We start from the raw sequence: 1790 nt of genomic DNA on the forward strand, positions 1-1790 counted from the left end.
AAATAGTCTTAAAGTGATTCTCTTAATAGTTTTTCAGACTAAACCTATATTAAATTTTACGATGTTAAACAAGGTGTACTCATATCGAGTACACCTGACATTATAATAATTTATAGTTTAACTAAACATATAAACCGTTCACTCCGTTAGAATTATCCGCACTTATAAATATGTGCAAAGGTTTTTAACACTTTCTCTGTTTTAAGTTTATCACGTTAGCTCAATATAGAAAAGTCAATTCAATTATAATATCAGCAAATTCGTTAAATCCCTATTCCCTATCAATTTCTAGTATACTTTTATTCGATTTTGGATCTTTAACTTCACTATCTTTTATTTAATAAGTTTTTAATTTGTAGTTAATTAAGGTCTAATATCTTGCTGATATTATTATAAATAGAATAACTAAGTGAATTAAAACCCTTCATTTTGAACCTGTAACAAAGACTGGTACTATATAAATTATTGAACTAGATAATTTCCTCCTTTGTTAATTTTAATCCCTCTCCCCAGAGGGATTTTTTATTTAAAAACAGTTTATTTTTTCAGATGTCAAAATGACCAGTACTTATTCAGAAATTAATTAAACTATGAGTTAAGAAATTAAAATCAATTAGGAGGGATATCAAATGAAAGAAATATTAAAAGTTTTATTGTTCATTGGCTTTATAGCAGTAAGTTTGACTGGAGTTAGTTTTGCACAAGGACCTGGAATAAATTCTGAAGTCAAAAACCATAATTTTCAAGCAAAAAGTGAAGGTGTTGGTTATAAATCAGTTGAATTAACTGATTATCAAATAAAAAAAATATTAGAATCTTTAACTGATGATCAAGTAAAAAAAATAGTTAAGTTGCTTGATCATCAAGTAGAAAAAACAATAGAATTATTAACTGATTACCAAATAGAAAAAATAATGGGATTTAGAGATGAATTTTATAATGATACTGAAGAGTTAAGAAATGAATTGAGAAGTTTAATTCGTGAGATTAGAAATTTAGAGTTTCGTGGAGCAAGTGATGCAGAGATTAGAGAAGTGGAAGATAAACTAGAACAAGTTTTAAGCAAAATAAATGAGAAAAGAATTGAGTATCAAAAAAATATTGAGTCTATATTAACCGATAGTCAATTAGAAACAATCGAAGAAAATTATTTTAATTTCCAAGAAACATTCAATAATTCAGACACCTCTAAAGGTATAAAAAATTGAAATAACAAATCAAATAATAGAAAATAATATAACTAAAGACTTTCTGCATGATCACAAATCTAATTATCTTTTAATTTTGCTTTAAAAGATTTTTAATAATTTGCTGATATTATAATAAACAGAATAAAAGAATGAATTTGATTCCCTTTTAGAAGCTGCACTAGAGGCAGCTATTACATAGATTTTTGTACTTGATAATTCTCTCCTCTTTTTAACACCCACTCCTCTTATGGAGTGGGTGTTTATTTTGTGTGCTCCGTAAATTATTCTGATAGTAGGTGAAAGTCCTATCTATGTTGTGGCATGTATCATGTAGAAGTCAACAATGACAGGGTGTTCACCGTGAGATGAAATCTGAAGAGTCTGAGACGTGCTGTTAGTCCAAAACATTATGTGAACCAGAGGTGGCATCTGTAAATGGCGATTCGCCATTATAACGAAGAAGCTCAATGCCGGCATAAAAACCATGCAATCTAGGCTGGATTTACAGATGTGATTAGGGTTGGAATGACAGTAAGATGGAATAGTTGACCGGAGGAGTTCTGTGTTTGCCTGAAACTAAAACTAGTTTTAGTAAGTCGA

The 1790-nt window shown here is 28.9% G+C and carries 1 protein-coding gene; it reads left to right on the forward strand.

From position 1 onward, the window contains the following. Window positions 1–629 precede the first annotated feature (629 nt). The gene (locus tag C8C76_RS03660; RefSeq protein ID WP_108138738.1) at window positions 630–1208 is read left to right on the forward strand and encodes a Spy/CpxP family protein refolding chaperone; all 579 of its coding nucleotides are present in this window, start codon (window positions 630–632) and stop codon (window positions 1206–1208) included. The last annotated feature ends 582 nt before the right edge of the window (window positions 1209–1790 follow it).

Origin of the sequence: Halanaerobium saccharolyticum (genome assembly GCF_003053565.1) — a bacterium.
GTDB lineage: Bacteria > Bacillota > Halanaerobiia > Halanaerobiales > Halanaerobiaceae > Halanaerobium > Halanaerobium saccharolyticum_B.

Bases quoted from the DNA above. Each gene is read 5' to 3' on its own strand.
- C8C76_RS03660 (WP_108138738.1), top strand. From the start codon at position 630: ATGAAAGAAATATTAAAAGTTTTATTGTTCATTGGCTTTATAGCAGTA.